The organism is Pseudomonas sp. TE3728, assembly GCF_056279145.1.
Map to the genome: position 1 here is coordinate 3,005,710 of NZ_JBWBQT010000001.1, position 17,447 is coordinate 3,023,156.

Sequence of the window (17,447 nt, forward strand, 5' to 3'; positions counted from 1 at the left end):
CCTCGATAGGCTGAAAATCCCCGTAATCACTCGCTGATACGGGGATTTTGCTTTTTAGGATCGCGGTGCCTAACGCGCAACTCCCTCACAGGTGCTCTGCTAGACTAAAAACGGCTCATCCCTGATCTGGAGAACCGTCATGTTGGAAAAATTTGAACGCTATCCACTCATGTTTGGCCCAACGCCGATCGAGAAACTGAATCGTCTATCGGCCTGTCTCGGTGGCAATATCGAACTCTATGCCAAACGTGAGGACTGCAACTCTGGACTTGCGTTTGGCGGCAACAAGATCCGAAAGCTGGAATACATCATTCCCGATGCAATCGCTTCGCAGGCAGACACGTTAGTGTCCATCGGTGGAGTCCAGTCGAACCACACGCGCCAGGTCGCAGCTGTCGCGGCCAAACTCGGTATGAAGTGTCGTCTCGTTCAAGAAAGCTGGGTTCCATTCCCGGATGCGGTCTACGACCGGGTTGGGAATATTCTGATGAGCCGCGTGCTGGGAGCGGAGATTGAATTCGTCGACGAAGGTTTCGATATCGGTATCCGCGAGAGCTGGGAGCGGGCGCTGGAGGACGTCAAGGCCAAAGGAGGCAAACCCTATGCTATTCCCGCCGGTGCATCCATGCACAAATATGGAGGTCTCGGCTATGTCGGCTTTGCCGAAGAAGTACGCGAGCAAGAAGCCAGGATGGGGATCAAATTTGATTACATCATCGTCTGCACGGTGACTGGCTCCACCCATGCGGGCATGCTGGTGGGGTTCGCCAAGGATGGTCGTGCTCGCAATGTGATTGGTATTGACGCCTCTGCCACGCCTGAGCAAACCAGGGCACAAGTATTGGCAATCGCTCAGCATACGGCGCAGCTTATCGGGCTTGGCCAGGAAATCACCGCTGACGATGTTGTCCTTAAAGAAGACTACGCCTATCCGGCCTACGGCATTCCATCAGAAGAAACCAACGCAGCCATCCGTTTGTGCGCTCGCATGGAAGGCATGATGACGGACCCGGTCTACGAGGGAAAATCCATGCAAGGCCTCATTGATCTCGTCCGCCAGGGGTTTTTCCCGACGGGGTCGAAGGTACTTTATGCACATCTCGGCGGGGTACCAGCGATTAACGCGTATAGCTATATCTATCGAAACGGCTGACTTTGCCGGTCCGCCTCAGACTTTTCGGGTTCTTGGCAAGAAGATCGCCAACCCCCCCAGCAGCGGCAAGAACGAGCACAGGAAGTACACGTATTCAATGCCGTGAATATCCGCCAGATGCCCAAGCAATGCCGCGCCAATCCCGCCGAAACCGAACATCAGTCCGAAGAACACGCCGGCAATCATTCCGACGTTCCCTGGCACCAGCTCCTGGGCATACACCACAATGGCCGAGAACGCCGAGGCGAGGATGAAACCGATCACCACGCTGAGGATGCTGGTCCAGAACAGGTCCACATGGGGCAGCAGCAGCGTGAACGGTGCGACGCCAAGGATCGAGAACCAGATTACCGCCTTGCGCCCGATCTTGTCGCCGATCGGCCCGCCGAAGAAGGTCCCAGCCGCTACTGCACCGAGAAACAGGAACAGATGCAGCTGCGAGCTGGCCACCGACAGGCCGAATTTTTCAATCAGGTAGAACGTGAAGTAACTGGTCAGGCTGGCCATGTAGAAGTACTTGGAAAACACCAGCAGCCCGAGTACTACCAGTGCGCTGATCACCCGTCGTTTCGACAGGCCATGAGTCGCTGCCTGACCTTGTTTGAGCTTGAACAGATTCAGATGATTGGCGTACCAGCGACTGATCCGATACAGCACGAACAGCGCAAACAGCGCGAACAATCCGAACCAGGCCACATGACCCTGACCGTAGGGAATGATGATCGCCGCCGCCAGCAACGGCCCGAAGGCCGAGCCCGCATTACCACCGACCTGAAACGTCGACTGCGCCAAGCCGAAACGCCCACCCGAAGCCAATCGCGCCACCCGAGAAGCTTCCGGGTGAAAGGTCGATGAACCGACACCGATCAACCCCGCCGCCAGCAGAATCATCGGAAAACTTCCGACCACCGACATCATCAGAATGCCGATCAATGTGCACACGGTACCGGCCGGCAACAGCCAGGGCTTGGGATGACGATCCGTGTGGTAACCGACCCATGGTTGCAACAGCGAGGCCGTTAGTTGAAAAGTCAGGGTGATCAGGCCGATCTGGGTGAAGGTCAGGCCATAGCTGGCCTTGAGCATCGGATAGATCGACGGCAATACCGCCTGAATCAGGTCGTTGATCAAATGCGCCAGCGCCACCGCGCCGATGATGCGCATGACCAGCGGACTGCTTTGTGAAGTGGCGGGCGCCGACGTCGCGGCAGACTGAACGTTGCTGATAGCCATGAGAGTTTCCGTACTGCGGATGGGTGCGCACAGGCAGGTCGGTCAATGTGCCATTTTTTAGTGCGGTTGCGCCATCCCCTTAGCCTGCTAACGACCTTAATAAAAGGTGATAGCGCAACGCCATGGTCTGAATCTTGCCTTGCTTATCCGCTTCAACGCGGCCCCTTACAAAGGGGACCGAGAATGGGAAGTTTCGCTACAGAGTCGGCCTACAGAGCGGACCAAGGGTGAACTTTCGAGGCCTTTTAGAAGGGCACAAGTCGCGGTCGCAATGACCTCGACGCACGCCAATGGTGCGTGGTGTCCAGAGGAGTCATGGGGCATGCAGGCTTTTTTATCACCGGGGATCGGGCTGCTGGGGCGTTTCGGCTTCGCGCGCAAATTTCAGCTGCTGTTTCTGTTGTTTATCCTGCCGCTGGCGGGCAGCTTGTGGATGATCGGTCAGGACTATCGTGACAAGTTGAGCCTGATCTCTGGCGAACGCGCCGGGGTTCGGCAATTGCTCGCCCTCGATGCGCTCGACAACCTGCTCGCCGCCCAGCGTGACCGCGCCGCTCGTTGGCGCGCCACCGAAACCAATCGCCAACCGACACCCGCAACCATTGCGGCGATGGCAGCGTTCGACGCGGTTCAGCCGGCCGTCGCCCAAGCCATTACGGACTTGGGCAATACCCTGAAAACCGAGGGCGCCGAGGGTCAAACCCTCACCCGCTACCAGGCTCTGCAAACCGCCCTCACCGGCCTGGACTCGAAAAGCCTGAGCAACGTCGGTTGGTGGCCAGACGGTTACGATCGCTTCACCCATGCCTTGAGTGCTCTGCAAGCCTTGCGCGAACAAATTGCTATGGACACTCGCCTGACCCTCGCACCGTGGCTGGAAACCTGGCTGCTGACGCAGATTTCCACTCAACACGCACCGGACCTGATCGAACGGGTCGGTCGCCTCGCCGCGGTCGGTCAGGCATCCGTGGTATCCGGGCAGTTCACCCTGCAAAGCCGCCTGCAACTGCGGGACTTGCGCAGTCGCATCGGCGATGCGCGGGAGCAGCTTGTTAAAACAGCTGGCCTGCTGGAAACACGCCTGCCCAGCGCACTGCAAACCTGGGCCGGGCAATACCACGACAGCCTCAAACACCTGGACGCCGGTTTGAAAGTGCTGGACGAGGGCGTCTTCGGCGGCAGCATCAACCTCAAGCCGGAAGACTTTGAACGCAGCCTCGACGCCCTCCTCGGCGACCTCGCCTCGTTGCGTCAGCAATCGTTGGTTTCTCTGGATCTACGGCTGGATTATTACCACGGCTCGGCCATCCGCCAGTTCATTCTGGTGGCGATAATTTTTGGCTGCCTGCTGCTGGCCGCGCTGTACCTGTTTATCTGTCTGCAGGCTTCAATCCGTCGCAGCGCCAGTGGCATCACGCTTCTGGCCGAAGCACTGCGTGACGGCAACCTGAGCTTGCAAGTACCGGTGCAGGGCCGCGACGAACTGGCGGCGATCAGCACCGCCTTGAATGTCGCCGTGGTGCAACTGCGCAACAGTCTGTTGGGGGTCGATCACGAAACCCTGCAACTGAGCAACGCGGTGCGCACCCTCAACCATCACTCGAGTGGCGCCCTTGGGGAAGTCGAAGCTCAGCAACTGCAGATCAGCCAGATCGCCGCTGCAGCCACGCAATTGGCGGCGACCTCTCAAGGGGTCGCCCAGAGTTGCGAACAGGCCTCAGGCAGCGCTCAGCACACCCAGCGTATCGCCGCCGACAGCAGCCGTGACAGCCAACGCACGACAGCGAGTATTCAGCAGCTCAATCAGCGTTTGAACGACACCGCAGCGGCATTGGGTCGGGTTAGCGAACAAGGACAGCAAATTCAATTGGTGGTCGATACCATTCGCGGCGTCGCCGAGCAGACCAACCTGCTGGCCCTCAACGCCGCCATTGAGGCCGCACGGGCCGGCGAGCAAGGTCGTGGTTTTGCCGTAGTGGCCGATGAAGTGCGCAGCCTGTCGCAACGCACCCAATCCTCCACTGCGCAAATCGCCGGCACCGTCGACAGCTTGCGCAGCACAGTCAATGAAGCGGTAAGCCTGATGGAAGCCGCCTGCGGCCAGGCCCAAACGGATGCGCAAGCCGTCACCGGTCTCGGCGAGCGCCTGGGGGAAATCGCCAGCGCGGTGCAGAGCGTCACCGACACCCTGGCGCAGATCGCCACCGCTGTCGAAGAACAAGCGAGCACCGCCGATGAAGTCAGCGGCAACATCCAGCAAGTCGATCAGGCGGCGGTACGCTTACTTGACGGCGCACGGGCGGTGAACCTTGCGGCAGACACCTTAAGCCAGGGCAGTAAGGCCTTGAGTGCCAATACCGGCAGATTTCAGCTCAGTTGACGCCCTCCGCTAGCCCGATTTTTCGGGCCTGCGGGATAAGCGGTTGAAAGTGTGGAGAAATATTTTAGATTTACGCTTGACGCATTTCCATTACAGGTGAATAATGCGCGCCACTTGGCTACATAGCTCAGTTGGTTAGAGCATAGCATTCATAATGCTGGGGTCCGGGGTTCAAGTCCCTGTGTAGCCACCAAGTACCGATTTATAGAGATCCAAGGATGTCTATAAATCACCTCAAGAAGCCCGCCTAGTGCGGGCTTTCTTGTATCTGGACGTCCAAGCTGATCCATCCACATCCTTCACATCCTGTATGCCCCCATGTATGCCTCAATAAAAATTGAACTGGAGGCATACACGGATGAAACGCAGCGATATTAAACGCCGTCCCATCTCCGATACCGCACTAGTCAACCTCGCTCCTGAAGCGGGGGCCTACCGTGAGCTAGACAGCTCAGGGCTGTATTTCAGAGTAAAGCCTAACGGGCAGAAATCGTGGGAGTTGCGCTATAAGAAGCCCGACGGCAAATGGTCGTGGCTCGGGCTTGGCGGTTACCCAGAAGTCAGCGGCGCCCTTGCCCGGCAAAAGGCTGCCGAATTAAGATCGGATGCAGCAGAAGGCAAAAATCCGATCGCCGCCAAGAAAGCTAGAAAAGCTGCGGAGGTAGCAGCAACAAACGAAACCTTTGAAGCCTTGGCTCGTGAATGGCATACGTCTCGTTTGGATGGCTGGGATGTCGGCACAGCGAAGAGGGTACTTGGAGCCTTGGAACGCCACGTGTTCCCTTTTGTCGGAAGCCGTCCTTATGTCTCCATCATGTCGATGGAATGGATGGAGCTTTTGAGAGGGCTCGAACGTCAGGGAATCCTGGAGCAGATGAGTCGCGTGAGGGCTTACTGCAAAGACATTTACGACCTGGCTCGCGTAACCGGCAGGGCGATGAACAATCCCTTAGAAGGGGTTCATAAGTTTCTGTCATCGGGAAAGGCCGAGAACTACGCCCATGTCTCTCTGGAGGAACTTCCCGCACTGCTCAGAGCAATACGATCATACCCTCACGCCAAAGATGTTCAGCTTGGCCTCCAGTTGCTTACTCTCATGGCTGTCCGCCCCAGCGAGCTTCGAGAGGCATACTGGGCTGAGTTCGACTTTGACAAACGCCTTTGGACCGTCCCCGTTGAACGCAAAGGCCGTAAAAAAGGACGTGAACACCTTGTACCACTCTGCAAGCAGGCACTAAGCGCTCTTAATGAGCTACGAATAATCACGGGAGCGTACCCATTGCTATTCCCTGGTCGAAGCGATCGAACCAAGCCTCGCAGCGATACCGTTTTTCTGATGGCGCTAAGGCGCCTTGGTTACGAAGGACGACAGACTGGACATGGCTTCCGTCATATTGCAAGCACCGTACTCAACGAGCACGGTTTTCCAGCAGACCACATTGAAGCCCAGCTCAGTCACAAGCCGCCAGGTGTCCGAGGGATCTATAACAAGGCTCAGTATCTGGAACAACGTACGACAATGATGCAGTGGTACGCCGATCACCTTGACGGGCTGGAACAATAGCGCTTTAGGGCGGCGTCTTTGGATAAGTCGACAGCCTGATAGCGACGTTGTCCGGCTAGGCTGGTGGGCTAGGTCATCAGGCAGCGACCGAGGATGCCTTGTCCCTGCAACAACGGATCACTGAGTAACTGCATGGCCAAATACGGTTGCAGCATCAAGTGCAGGCTCAAACGCCGGTCATAAGCCCGTAGGCTTTCACCGGCCATGGAGCGAGCTCGATCAATCGGGCTGCCGTCCCAGAGTGACGACAAGGTCGTCACCGCTTTCAAACGGTTATCCCGACTCATGGTGCTGCTGCCGAGGAACTGTCCGCCCTCATCACAGAACAGGCCCATGCTGGGCAGGTCGTGACAGAGCCCCTTGATCAGGGCCTCGATAGTAGGATCGGTGGTGATCAGCCGAGGGGCAGAGGGCTCCGCTCCAAGCGGTACGTTTACTATGGGGTCGGATTCGGCAGGGTTGATACGCTGCGCCTGGCGCTGTGCGACACGGTACCGGGCAAGCTGTTCGCGGTAGCGTTGCCACTGTTCACGCTCCCATTGCTGCGCTGGCAGCAATGCACATCGGTCTGCCGCGGTCTTCCGATCACCGGACGCGGCCACCGTGATCAGGTACAGCGATAGGGGATACTTCCTCCCGTCGAGCTGTAAGCCCGCATGACCTTGGGTGGCCAGCGCCGAGGTGGCCAAGACCGATTGCGCGGCCAGTGCTTGGGGCACGCTGATGACCTCGGCCATACGCCCGACCGCAGGCCCAAGAATCCCACCCAGTGCCTGCACCGGATAAGGCTGGGCCACGGGATTCGACTCAACCAGCGGTCGAGGCGGTCGTGGTAGTTCAAGCTTCGGATCTAACTGCTGCATGGGCCCTCTCCTCGTTCATTGCTGGTTGTCCTCACGTAACCCCGCCACGGCTGTTGAGTGTTATCAGGGATCAAGGCCCCTGCGGCCTGTGAGGTGTTCACTGACGCGGAACGCACGGCTCCTTACGACCGGGAGCAAGGGCATGAACCCATGAATCTGGCCTCCTTAGACGCATCAGAAAATGCGGGCGGGTGGAGGCTGTGCCGACTGACGAGTTCGGCAGCTAGAGATCCTGGGTGGGAGAAGGCAAAGACCTGGACACCTGAGGCATGCCTGACTGTCAGTCAGGTGCAGCCTTTCCATTGGCTGCGGCACCGGTGCCTGTGTCGTTGCGGATGGCGACGAATCGGATTTGTCAGGTCGATTGTCACGAGGAGAGTTGCGGCAATGCCCTGTACGACGTGGCTTGCAGCAGTGGTACGAGCGCCTGTCTCTTTCCAGGAGAAAGAGACAGGCGCAGTTTGGCGCAGCGAAGTGTGCCGAGAGGTGAGGTGGCTGCAGCGCAGCGAGGTAGGTTCATCGTCTGCCGCAGTGGACAGATCAGTCGAGTAGGCATCCATCACTTTTGGGGAGTGACCGTGCGAGCCGCCGGACGCTAATCGCACTTGGGGGAAACCACCACGCCAGTGGCGTAGCCTTAAAGGTTCGGGCTACCGGGGCAGGTGCTGTCAACGACAGCGATCCTTGCGCCAATTGTTATACCCGCTCGAAAAGACGGTCAAGCGTCACGGCCAAAGCGTGCAAAAAGTGGTGACTGTCGCCACTTCTGTCGCCACGCTGTAGGGCCCGTGCTGCACGGATTGTCGCCGGTGTCGCCACTTCTCTAACCATAGCCCCACGACAAGATCCGCTCCGACACTGGAGCTGTACTCGATAACAATCATGAGTAATTTCTGACGGGCAAAGACGGCGTGACGCTAATCAATTTGAAATGGGAGGGTGGAACGAGGTAGTTTCGAAAAAGAGCGAGTGAACCCTCCGATCGGCGCGATCAAAGATCGCTTGATCGGAGGGTTTGGCGGGAAAAACAAAGCGCTCAAGCGTCAATTACTCACTCAGGCATCAAAGCTGTTTGATTGAGTGGTGGCCTCACGCTGCATGAACAGCGTCTGCTGAGAGCGGAGTAGAAAGCCCTTCGAACGCTTCCAGGGGATCACCTGGGCGATGAGGCTTTCAGTTTGCGCCAGTGCCCACCACAGGGGTAATGATGAATCGTCAAGCCAGGTCTCAGCATAACGAACGCCTTCCTAAATTATCGGACCGAATTCGTTGCCCCGGGGGGGGGGGGGGGGCGGATACCGGGGCAGCCTTCAGCAGACGGGCGTTAACAACGTGATTCTATCCATAACTTTATTACTCAACTGATTACCCATAGTCTACGACGGTGACAAACATAAATCGCCGAAATGGAGCCATTCAAAAACACCAATATGCTATAGTTACTCGCTACAATCATGGAAATGATTGCTTCATTTCATTTCATTGAACACGATGTCACACGACGCCTCAAAACCTATACACTTCATGCGCAGACCATGTAAACCCTACTTATCATAGATTGCTTTGAGCCATCTACTTATCCTTGGGCCTCTTCGATTATGCACCGTGCTATTAGCAAATCCATTTTTATTACACTAGTATCTTGCTGGGTTGGCACTGCTTACGCTCAACTACCTAATGCAATCGAAGTAGCGGGTCAGCTAACGGTGCATTCGAGCATTGAGGGGCAAAAATCTTCGCCGTTACTATTGAATATTCTTGGGCATAGCTGGCTCAGCTATGAGTCATCTAACGGGCAAGAGCGTTGGACTGTAGGTACTTGGGATGGAGGTATAGATGTCGGAAGCCGAGTTTCTCGAGAAGGAGTAAATTACAACTTAGAGACTCGACGGCAACCTGGTGCATATCGGCGGGTGACCATTACAGAAAACCAGCATGCGACATTGTTAGAAGCGATTAAGCTAAACGATAAGTGGACGCCATTTGGGAACTGCTCATATTTTGCCAGCACTGTATGGAACACGGTAACTGGAGAACACTTGAGCAATTGGTCAGAAATACAAGACCGTGAACTCTGGGAGCTTTTTATTGGAGATGAGTTTGGCGGCTCCAGAATTATACCACTTCCAAGCCCATCTGGCCTGTTCGACTGGATCTTTATCTCCAACGGAAACACCTTCAACAACGATAACGGGAAACTAAAAAAGCTTTACGACAAGGCGAACCCCCAATTACTTACACCACCTGATGTTCGCATGGCTCCCTTTTTGAATTAAAACGCTGGCGAGTGCCATCTTTTGACTGAGTACCGCTAATCGAGAGTAGCAGAAAACGGCCAACAGCGGCCGCTCGCAGAGGGGAAGAATACCTACTTCACAACCAAGTATTGGTCTGCGCCAACAGAATACCGGTATGGCACGCCACCTGTGATTAACAAGTCATTCGCCGTAGGATCTATACCGTTGAGGGCAAGAAAGTGAATGAGGTAAATACCTGGAGTTTCGAGAGCCTGTACGAATGTGATCTCGTAGCTCTCACCAGCTCCAACATTCACGAATCTTAGCGGGGCACGGTTGAAGGTTCCTGCATAGCGGCCAGAAAGAAGATTGATCGGTTTGTCGTACATTGGATTCCCTTCATTGAAAACAACGGAAACCAGCGTCAAGGCATCATCGTCCAGAACAACTTTGCTTTCCTTATTGCCAAGGTTGGAAAGAATCACCTTAACCTGGAGCATGCTCTGCCCGCCCATGAGTGGCTGAACCGTTGATTCGAGCTTTACCTGAATATGCGGTTTTTGCGTAGTTTTTTGATCCAGGTCCTTTAAGGTGTACTCTGTGACTTCCTTTACCTTATTCACATAAACGGTGGAGTAATATCCCCACACCGCGACGACTATCGCAGCGATGATCGTCGTGGCTTGGGCGAGAATCTGAGTCCCGAGATGAATTTTTTCGATTTTGCTGAGCGAACTCTTTTGCATTTTTTGGCTCGTTGTTGAAATGGTCGAAACATTATTACTGAAGATTATGACTTTTATAATTTTTTACGAAGACCTAGAAGCGAATCAAGAATAAGTCACGGTGGAGTGCGAATGAAAGAATACTTCTACTTCTCCGGGAGAACTCTTGCATCAGCAACGCTTCGGATCGAGTCAACGATTCGAAAAATGAATCACCACCGCGTTCTATTTAAACTTTTATGAATGTCCCTCTTGGCCAACAGCTGCCAGCCATTGCAATCAACGCAGCACATTGAGGTGACGCCTCCGATGAAGGCTTTCTATGGTCTTCTAATCATCCTTGAGGCCAATCCCGGTGGGGACGCTTGATTGAAATCTACGGCTGCTTCCCATTGGTTTAGGTCGCGGATTGATCAATGCATTACACCCCACGCATCTAGGCCTATGAGAGCGACAGCGCGGCAACGGCCGACCAATTCATTGGCCCGGATGCGATTGCAAGATTACATGTACTCAGGTGCCGAATGTGGCGTGTAAGGAGCCGACAATCGCGAAAGCTCCTCGACTTCCAACTCCAGGCTGAGTGACGCAACTAATTCATCAAGCTGCTCCACGCGAGTCACACCAACGATTGGCGACACTACGGCCGACTGGCCAAGCAGCCAAGCCAGTGCCACCTGAGCATTGGTGGTGCCACGCTCCTTGGCAATCGAGCTAACCACCTCGATGATATTTCGATCACTTTCCACCGCCGACTCATAGAGCCAAGATTGCACTTTGTCCGTCTCTTTACGCAGCGATTGCAGTTCGTTGGCGCGTGCCAGCTTGCCTCTGGCTAGTGGACTCCATGGCGTCAACCCCACACCCTCTTCGGCACAAAAAGGTTGCATTTCTCGCTCTTCCTCACGATTGAGAAGATTGTAGTGGCTCTGCATACTGACAAACCGCGTCCAGCCATTTAGCGTGGCGAGATACTGTGCTTTAACAAACTGCCAAGTGTGCATTGATGAAGCACCGATGTATCGGATTTTCCCCATCTTCACGAGATCGTGTAACGCCTCCATGGTCTCCTGGATGGGAGTGTTGTAATCCCATCGATGCACAACGTATAGATCGATGTAATCCGTACGCAAGCGCTTAAGGCTTGAGTCTATCTCGTGAAAAATAGCATGCCGGGAAAGCCCGCCCGACAACGGGCCGCAAGACATGGCCTCGTAGACCTTGGTTGCCAGTACCACGTTGTGCCGGGCATTGAGCTTGACCAGCACGTCGCCAATGATTTCCTCGCTTGATCCTTGGGAGTAAATATTGGCCGTGTCCAGGAAGTTGATCCCAAGGTCCAGCGCCTTGCCCACGATGCGTTCGCTTTCGCCAGCATTGAGTGTCCAGGGATGCGTTCCACGAGAAGGATCACCAAAACTCATGCAACCGAGGGCCAATCTGGAAACCGTCAAACCGCTACGACCTAGCTTCGTATACAACATAGATATCTCCCCTTTCAGGCAGGATCGCGAGCGACCAGCTTGTCCCAGGAAGTCTCGGATTCATCAAGTGGGACATCGAGGCTGGCGAGGTACATAGCGGTCATCGCACAGTGGCCGGCCAAATGAGTGATTTCGGCCACTTCGTTTTGAGAGTAATGCTCGCGCAAAGACCAGAACGCTTCTGCGCTGGCTTTGTGATCGAGCGTACACTCAGACACGTACATCAGAAGTGCAACGCGCTTGGGTTCCATCTGTGTGTAATGCCCGCCTTCGATATCAGCGATTTCGGCGTCGGTCAAACCAGCCTTGATGGCCAGTGGATAATGGATCAGGCGCTCGAAAGCACTATCGAGCAACTTGGCCACCCGCATCACCAGGACTTCACGATCCAGGAAAGAAATAAGCCCAACCGTGAATGATCCACCCAACGCCAGATGCGGTCCGGCAGAGGCCTTCGTTAGTAGTAAAGAGCGGGTCAGGTTGGAGGGAAACCGACCATACACCTCCAATTGCTCCGGGGTCATATCCGCTGGCGACGTTAACTCGACTCGATTCTTGATCATGTTATCCAACCTGTTTGGGGGTGAGTGAAAGACTGTGGGGTAGAGCGTGAGTGATGGCGTTGATACTCTTTGAATAAGCTGATGCATCCAGCGGGATGACGGATTGAATGTGTCCGTCCGGCCGCACAATGATGCTCTGCGGTCGATGCCCCAACCGATCGAGCAATCGCCCGAGAGGCATAGCTCCCAAGTTGATGACTTTATGCTCCGGCATTGTTGAGTTCACTTCACGACTGAAGGCTGACCAAGCCTCATAGACGTACGTTTTGCCGGGCCACAGCAGAATGGAATAGGCATCTTTGGCAAGTACCGGCGCTTGCCAGTTTTCTGTCCAGCTCAGCGGTATCCGGTCACCGGCAGACAGTCGTTTCTTTTTGCCGGAGAAACTGTTTTTGCTATCCGAGCCAATAATCGAATCCAACTGTGCAAACCGAGGTGAAACATAGTTTTCGAGCACCTTGGTCAACGAAGCGACTCTGAAAGCAACATCTCTTAGGGCAATTTGGGGTGTGTATTGATACAAGCTCATCTTGGCCAGACTGGTAGACAAGGCCGACACCCGATTGACGGAGTCGAGCCGCTCCCGTGTATACGACTCTAGGATGTCGGGCGACAGACTCCCTTTCATGACGCCGCCCAACTTCCAGCCCAGATTCACAGCATCTTGAAAACCGGTATTGAGGCCCTGGGCACCGGAAGGACTCATCGCATGGGCTGCATCGCCCACAATGAATACACGCTTGTTCTTGAACGTATTGGCCGTGCGGACATGGGCAGTGAAAATTCCGCTGAACTTCATCTCGCCCAGTTTTTTTACTCCGGGCACCCGATGTTCCAGTAGCGTATTGAAAAACTCCCGGTCAGGCTGATCACCGGTATAGCCTTGGGGAACACTGGCGCCGACTCTGAACACACCGTCACCCAGCGGGGCTAGGACCATGTTTCCAGTTTTGTGCATGTAGTAGGCGGCTTCGCTGCTGGTCGTCTGCCCGGTCAACTCGGCATCCGTGATCGCAAGGCGAATAGGCATGGAGTAGCCGCTGAAATCAAACTCAAACGCCGAGCGCACATCACTTTGAAAGCCATCGGCCCCCACAACCCAATCGTAACGGCTACGACTCTCGACTCCAGACGTGTCGCGCAATGTGACCGTGACGCCGTCATCATTCTGCTCGCCGCTGACAAACTCACACCCATATTCGATTGCAATAGCTTGGGTCCTGAGGGCGGTCTCCAATATCCGTTCAGTCTTCGCTTGCGGGATGGTGATACCAAAGGGATAAGGGGTATCGGTCAGCGTATTGAAACGTATCAAGCCCACTCGCTTTTTATTGGAGTAGTAGTTCATCTGGTCGAAGTAATGCCCCTCGCGCACGATTGCCTCTGAAACCCCTGTACGGTCCATCAGTTCCAGGATCCTTGGCCATACGATGGTCGCTTTGGAATGGGGTGAAACACGGGGTTCCTTGGAGATGACGCGAGCTCGAATACCGTATAACGCTAACTCCAGCGCCAGTAACATGCCCACCGGGCCTGCACCGACTATCAGGACTTTCGACTCTTGCTCCTTAGCGTGCATATTCGACACCTTCAGTTATGCGCTGAGCTGACAGCTTTAAAATGACTAGCAGCCCTACGAGTGAAACGATCGAAACAACGATCAAAGTCCCCTGCATGGCGATAGTCAGATAACTCACCAACGACTCCTTGGGTAATGCCAACAACTTCGCGGCACTCTCAAGGTCTCCCTGAGTCAAGACGGATAATCCGCGCTGCCGATCAACCGCTTGCAGACTCAGCAAGGCAATGACAACCATGCCCAGTGCAGGAATGGCCAAGGCTTCCCCTCCCAAACGGAAGGTATTGAACATGCCCGCCGCCATCCCCGAACGATGGGGGGAGACAACACTGACAGCTGCACCATCGAGGTAGGCGAGCGAAACACCAAATGACCCACCCGTTATAAACAGCGGCAGCGCCAGGGTGAGCAGCGTAGGGCGGTCGATGACCCAAGCAAGAGACAGTGGGCCGATTACCATGAATAAAAACGTCAGGACCATTAACGTTTTCAGCGGTAACTGACGGCGTATCAAGCTGAAAAAAAGCGGGAACAACAGCGATGGCAACGTCGAAAACATAAGTGCAATGCCGACTTCGATCGCACTCATGCGTGCAACGACCGCTAGGTACTGCGGCAGATAAAAAAGCAGGCTGATGTAACCAAAACCCAGAAACACCGGGGTGATACAAACCGCGAGAAACTGACGGTTACTGAATAATTGCATGTTGAAAATAGGGTGCGGTGCCCGGGTCTCAACTTTGATGAATACCGGTACAAGCACAACTCCGATCACCAGAAGACTCAACACCTGAGGATCAGTCCAGCCGGCTGCAGGCGCCATTGAAAAAGCCGAAACAAACACAACCAGGCAACAGGTGAACAGGACGCCTCCAATCCAATCGACAGAGTGACGTTCCTGGGAGCGGCTTTCCGGCAAGCGGAATCCGAGCACTGAGATCACACCCAAGATGGCCGCGATTACAGCAAAGAACGGTCTCCAACTCTCAAGGAAGGTAACGGTGCCACCAGCCACCAGCGGGCCGACCGCCAGCCCCAACCCTAATGAGGTGCCAAATATCGTAAACGCCTTGACCCGAGCAGGCCCTGAGTAAACGGACGCTAAAATAGCGGTCCCCGCCGTCGTGACCCCCGCCGCACCGAGGCCAGTCACCGCTCTTGCGACGATCAATACCAACAGGCTACTGGCGCTGGCCGCCAAAGCACTGGCAACCGCAAAGAGCAAAAGCCCGACCACAAACGATAATTTGCGGCCAAGGGCATCGGCAATCACACCGGTCATTGCCATGAACGCCGCATAGCTCACCATGAACGAGCAGATGACCCACTGCGCCTGCAAGTAGCTGGCCCCAAACTCCTGGGAGATTGGCAGTACCAATACACCCGAGCCTGTAATGGTTAGGGGAATGACAAACAACGCAATACACACGACCACCAAGACATAAGTCGGCGTGGCCAGAGCAGATGACGAGTCCATGGGACACTCCCCTCTCATCTAGTAACCAACGCAGAGAGCCGATGCACTTCGCTTCGAGCAATCATATGCTTTGCGTTTGCTAGAAAGTGTTCGGTATAGGGCATCCCCATGTGATCAGCAATCGATGCCTCATCTTTCCAGCGCTCAATCAATACAAACCCATCGGCCTCAGCTGTTTGTTCATACAACTCGAACCGCTCGCAGCCTGGCTCAGTCAACGTATGAGCTGCAAGCGCGTTGAAGTGCCTGGCGAGTTCCGCCTTGTTGCTAATTTCCACTCCGAAAACCACCACAATATCGATACTCATCGCTGACTCCTAATATTCATGAAGATTAAATGCTACTGAGTCGGGTGGCACATTCATACCCACTAGACTCATGTCAGACCCTGAAACTTTTACTATCAAAGCATGACCATGTTCCAGAAAACAGGAAGTCCGTGGCAGCCCCAGCATGAAGTAAGCAAAAAGTGCAACAATACCGCCATGAGAAATAATAACCACCCGGCCAAAGTGCTCAGTTTCGACAGCCTGTATTCCCCGGACAAATCGCTCCAGCGCTGAACTTCCTGATTCCCCCTTGAATGGGGTATATTCAAGTGTCATCAACTTTTCCAACAATTCAGGATCAGCAGCCAGGAGTAGCTCCTTGGCCCCGCCATCCAGCTCGCCCAAGTGGCGCTCCGTAAAATCCGTAGAAATAAATCTTGGCACCTGGACGTCAGCGGTCAGAAAATTTGCAGAGGCCACAGACCGTTTATAGTTAGAGCTATAAATGGCATCCCATTTCTCGTCCTTGAGCAGCCTGCCAATTTCCTTAAACCGCTCTATCCCGACTTCATCCAGGTCAGGATCAGACTGCCCCTGAAAAACGCCACGCAAATTTTGTGGCGTTTCACCATGTCGGATAATGACAATAATCATCAGGCGGCATTATTCAACAAGATGCTATCCACCGACTTGGTGATGGTATGCTCTGGTAGAATCGTGCCATCCGGGACTTTGATATCAAATCCTCGTTCCAAAGCCATTGAGACTTCTAACAGCGTCAGTGAGTCCAGGCTCAGCTCCTCATATACTGCCTCTGCATGTAATTGCAGAGCGGGAACTTGATACTTATCTTTCAACATCACAGTGATGGCTTCAATCAATTTCTCTTTCATTGGGTCACCTCTATCGCGCTCATTTTTTTGATGAATGGAACACTATTCAACTCTGGCCAGCTCAATAACGCCGAGCCCCATGTCACGCCTCCGCCAAACGCCGTCAAGACAACCCGATCATGACGTTTAAGCGTGTAGTCAATGCACGCCTGAGTCAGCGCCAACGGTATCGACGCAGCCGAAGTATTGCCAAACTTATCCAGAGAAACCGCCGCACGCTCATAAGGCACGCCGAGTTGCTCGGCCAATGTCCTGATAATGCGCAAATTGGCCTGATGAGGGACCAGGCAATCGATATCCTGAATACGCAGTTTATTTCGTTCCAGCAAACCAATTACCGAGTCATTCATGCACTTAATTGCACGAGAGAAGACCTCCTTACCACTCATGGAGAAGTAAAGATCATCAGGATGCCCTGCTCCGGCATTAACTTTCGATTCCACACCTCCGGCGCGAATGGTGATTAGTTCCTCCAGGGACCCATCGCTGCCAGTCTCGATGTCCTGCACCTCATTGAACTCGGACTCTTCGAGAATGATTGCTCCGGCTCCATCGCCGAAAATGGGCACGGTCGATCGGTCTTCCTTATTAATGATGGTGGAGAAAACATCTGCACCAATCACCAGCACACGCTTGGCAAACCCTGCCTTGATAGAGGCTGTACCTATTTGCAGGGCATAGATGAAACCTGAACACACGGCATTCACGTCAAATGCGCTGATGCCGCGCAGCCCCAATTTCTCTGCGACTTTGGGCGCCGTTGCCGGACAGCGGCGATCTGGTGTAGTTGTGGCCAGGATCAGCATGTCAATCCGCGAGCTGCCTGAAGCGTTTTCTATAGCAGCTTGGGCCGCCTCGTAAGCTAGGTCACTGGTTGAAATCCCCTCCGTCACTGCATAACGCTTCAATATGCCGGTACGGCTGACAATCCATTCACTGGTCGTATCAAGTCGCTTTTCAAGGTCTTCATTTGTCACTTCAAGAGGCGGCAGAGCGCCTCCCAAGCCAGCGATACGAACGCCCATGG

14 protein-coding genes, 1 tRNA gene and 1 pseudogene are annotated in these 17,447 nt (G+C 54.4%); 5 read left to right on the forward strand and 11 right to left on the reverse strand.

The window, feature by feature from the left end:
• Window positions 1-139: 139 nt before the first annotated feature.
• Complete coding sequence (locus tag ACZ89R_RS12865) at window positions 140-1,153, forward strand: 1-aminocyclopropane-1-carboxylate deaminase (protein ID WP_123501325.1); 1,014 nt, start codon at window positions 140-142, stop codon at window positions 1,151-1,153.
• 15 nt (window positions 1,154-1,168) lie between these two features.
• Here ACZ89R_RS12865 and ACZ89R_RS12870 read toward each other — a convergent pair whose 3' ends face one another.
• On the reverse strand, window positions 1,169-2,386 hold the full coding sequence (locus ACZ89R_RS12870; RefSeq protein WP_429545611.1) for an MFS transporter: 1,218 nt from the start codon (window positions 2,384-2,386) through the stop codon (window positions 1,169-1,171).
• A gap of 322 nt (window positions 2,387-2,708) precedes the next feature.
• On the opposite strand from ACZ89R_RS12870, the gene ACZ89R_RS12875 reads away from it, so the two are divergent.
• The 3 genes from ACZ89R_RS12875 to ACZ89R_RS12885 all read left to right on the forward strand — a co-directional run bounded on the left by ACZ89R_RS12875 (window position 2,709) and on the right by ACZ89R_RS12885 (window position 6,330).
• A complete protein-coding gene (locus ACZ89R_RS12875) occupies window positions 2,709-4,766 on the forward strand; it encodes a methyl-accepting chemotaxis protein (protein ID WP_429545610.1) in 2,058 nt (685 codons plus the stop codon).
• Window positions 4,767-4,882: 116 nt separating this feature from the next.
• Window positions 4,883-4,959 (forward strand) — tRNA-Met (locus ACZ89R_RS12880).
• Window positions 4,960-5,124: 165 nt separating this feature from the next.
• Window positions 5,125-6,330, forward strand: coding sequence for a tyrosine-type recombinase/integrase (locus ACZ89R_RS12885; RefSeq protein ID WP_429545609.1), 1,206 nt, complete (start codon window positions 5,125-5,127; stop codon window positions 6,328-6,330).
• Here ACZ89R_RS12885 and ACZ89R_RS12890 read toward each other — a convergent pair.
• Window positions 6,327-7,193: pseudogene (locus tag ACZ89R_RS12890) on the reverse strand (DUF3987 domain-containing protein); the annotation flags it as partial. The gene ACZ89R_RS12885 and the pseudogene ACZ89R_RS12890 overlap by 4 nt on opposite strands.
• 1,598 nt (window positions 7,194-8,791) lie before the next feature.
• Here ACZ89R_RS12890 and ACZ89R_RS12895 point away from each other — a divergent pair.
• Window positions 8,792-9,469, forward strand: coding sequence for a hypothetical protein (locus ACZ89R_RS12895; protein WP_429545608.1), 678 nt, complete (start codon window positions 8,792-8,794; stop codon window positions 9,467-9,469).
• Window positions 9,470-9,561: 92 nt separating this feature from the next.
• On the opposite strand, the gene ACZ89R_RS12900 is transcribed toward ACZ89R_RS12895, so the two are convergent.
• The 9 genes from ACZ89R_RS12900 to ACZ89R_RS12940 all read right to left on the reverse strand — a co-directional run bounded on the left by ACZ89R_RS12900 (window position 9,562) and on the right by ACZ89R_RS12940 (window position 17,445).
• Window positions 9,562-10,176: a hypothetical protein gene (locus ACZ89R_RS12900; protein ID WP_429545607.1), complete on the reverse strand. Its 615-nt coding sequence runs from the start codon at window positions 10,174-10,176 to the stop codon at window positions 9,562-9,564.
• Between the two features lie 482 nt (window positions 10,177-10,658).
• Window positions 10,659-11,639 carry an aldo/keto reductase gene (locus ACZ89R_RS12905; protein ID WP_429545606.1) on the reverse strand — a complete coding sequence of 327 codons (981 nt, stop codon included), beginning with the start codon at window positions 11,637-11,639 and terminating at the stop codon, window positions 10,659-10,661.
• A 14-nt stretch (window positions 11,640-11,653) separates the two neighbouring features.
• Window positions 11,654-12,202 (reverse strand): carboxymuconolactone decarboxylase family protein, encoded by a 549-nt coding sequence (locus ACZ89R_RS12910; protein ID WP_429545605.1) that lies wholly within the window; start codon window positions 12,200-12,202, stop codon window positions 11,654-11,656.
• Between the two features lies 1 nt (window position 12,203).
• On the reverse strand, window positions 12,204-13,781 hold the full coding sequence (locus ACZ89R_RS12915) for an FAD-dependent oxidoreductase (RefSeq protein WP_429545604.1): 1,578 nt from the start codon (window positions 13,779-13,781) through the stop codon (window positions 12,204-12,206).
• Window positions 13,771-15,258, reverse strand: coding sequence for an MFS transporter (locus ACZ89R_RS12920; RefSeq protein WP_429545603.1), 1,488 nt, complete (start codon window positions 15,256-15,258; stop codon window positions 13,771-13,773). The genes ACZ89R_RS12915 and ACZ89R_RS12920 overlap by 11 nt, the downstream gene beginning before the upstream one ends.
• A gap of 14 nt (window positions 15,259-15,272) precedes the next feature.
• Entirely contained in the window at window positions 15,273-15,566 is a 294-nt protein-coding gene (locus ACZ89R_RS12925; RefSeq protein ID WP_429545602.1) for a putative quinol monooxygenase, read from the reverse strand.
• 9 nt (window positions 15,567-15,575) lie between these two features.
• On the reverse strand, window positions 15,576-16,181 hold the full coding sequence (locus tag ACZ89R_RS12930) for a histidine phosphatase family protein (protein ID WP_429545601.1): 606 nt from the start codon (window positions 16,179-16,181) through the stop codon (window positions 15,576-15,578).
• Window positions 16,181-16,420: a phosphopantetheine-binding protein gene (locus tag ACZ89R_RS12935; RefSeq protein ID WP_429545600.1), complete on the reverse strand. Its 240-nt coding sequence runs from the start codon at window positions 16,418-16,420 to the stop codon at window positions 16,181-16,183. The genes ACZ89R_RS12930 and ACZ89R_RS12935 overlap by 1 nt, the downstream gene beginning before the upstream one ends.
• Window positions 16,417-17,445, reverse strand: a complete 1,029-nt coding sequence (locus tag ACZ89R_RS12940) for a beta-ketoacyl-ACP synthase III (protein WP_429545599.1) — start codon at window positions 17,443-17,445, stop codon at window positions 16,417-16,419. The genes ACZ89R_RS12935 and ACZ89R_RS12940 overlap by 4 nt, the downstream gene beginning before the upstream one ends.
• Window positions 17,446-17,447: the final 2 nt, after the last annotated feature.

What these genes read in the sequence shown, in the direction of transcription:
- ACZ89R_RS12865 (WP_123501325.1), top strand. Translation starts at nt 140, where the DNA reads ATGTTGGAAAAATTTGAACGCTATCCACTCATGTTTGGCCCAACGCCG.
- ACZ89R_RS12870 (WP_429545611.1), bottom strand. Translation starts at nt 2,386, where the DNA reads ATGGCTATCAGCAACGTTCAGTCTGCCGCGACGTCGGCGCCCGCCACT.
- ACZ89R_RS12875 (WP_429545610.1), top strand. Translation starts at nt 2,709, where the DNA reads ATGCAGGCTTTTTTATCACCGGGGATCGGGCTGCTGGGGCGTTTCGGC.
- ACZ89R_RS12885 (WP_429545609.1), top strand. Translation starts at nt 5,125, where the DNA reads ATGAAACGCAGCGATATTAAACGCCGTCCCATCTCCGATACCGCACTA.
- ACZ89R_RS12895 (WP_429545608.1), top strand. Translation starts at nt 8,792, where the DNA reads ATGCACCGTGCTATTAGCAAATCCATTTTTATTACACTAGTATCTTGC.
- ACZ89R_RS12900 (WP_429545607.1), bottom strand. Translation starts at nt 10,176, where the DNA reads ATGCAAAAGAGTTCGCTCAGCAAAATCGAAAAAATTCATCTCGGGACT.
- ACZ89R_RS12905 (WP_429545606.1), bottom strand. Translation starts at nt 11,639, where the DNA reads ATGTTGTATACGAAGCTAGGTCGTAGCGGTTTGACGGTTTCCAGATTG.
- ACZ89R_RS12910 (WP_429545605.1), bottom strand. Translation starts at nt 12,202, where the DNA reads ATGATCAAGAATCGAGTCGAGTTAACGTCGCCAGCGGATATGACCCCG.
- ACZ89R_RS12915 (WP_429545604.1), bottom strand. Translation starts at nt 13,781, where the DNA reads ATGCACGCTAAGGAGCAAGAGTCGAAAGTCCTGATAGTCGGTGCAGGC.
- ACZ89R_RS12920 (WP_429545603.1), bottom strand. Translation starts at nt 15,258, where the DNA reads ATGGACTCGTCATCTGCTCTGGCCACGCCGACTTATGTCTTGGTGGTC.
- ACZ89R_RS12925 (WP_429545602.1), bottom strand. Translation starts at nt 15,566, where the DNA reads ATGAGTATCGATATTGTGGTGGTTTTCGGAGTGGAAATTAGCAACAAG.
- ACZ89R_RS12930 (WP_429545601.1), bottom strand. Translation starts at nt 16,181, where the DNA reads ATGATTATTGTCATTATCCGACATGGTGAAACGCCACAAAATTTGCGT.
- ACZ89R_RS12935 (WP_429545600.1), bottom strand. Translation starts at nt 16,420, where the DNA reads ATGAAAGAGAAATTGATTGAAGCCATCACTGTGATGTTGAAAGATAAG.
- ACZ89R_RS12940 (WP_429545599.1), bottom strand. Translation starts at nt 17,445, where the DNA reads ATGGGCGTTCGTATCGCTGGCTTGGGAGGCGCTCTGCCGCCTCTTGAA.